Annotated in this window: 1 protein-coding gene; it reads right to left on the bottom strand. The window is 38.5% G+C overall.

Translation table 11 applies throughout. The features are described from left to right. Positions 1-239 (bottom strand): hypothetical protein (locus ACFINF_RS09375; RefSeq protein ID WP_375620612.1); only part of this gene is annotated, 239 nt, incomplete at both ends.

The following is a 239-nucleotide window of genomic DNA, read 5'->3' on the forward strand; positions in this document are numbered from 1 at the left end:
TTATCATTTTTGTTGTTGGCAATATCAATTTTATCACCATCTGTTTCTTTTCCAATATTGATATGTTTCGTTTCTGAATCCTGTTTAACGAAGCTACTGGCTGCTACTTGTTCTTTGACATCTTTTAATTGCGAAAAATTCACCGCATCAGTTTCTTCAGTACCAGCGGCAACACCAGAAATAATCCGTGCCACACCAGTCTTATTGGCAACAGTGATTTTACTGCCTTCCACTGCAGC

The organism is Bartonella sp. TS25HLJMH (genome assembly GCF_042193505.1).
Taxonomy (GTDB): Bacteria; Pseudomonadota; Alphaproteobacteria; order Rhizobiales; family Rhizobiaceae; genus Bartonella; species Bartonella grahamii.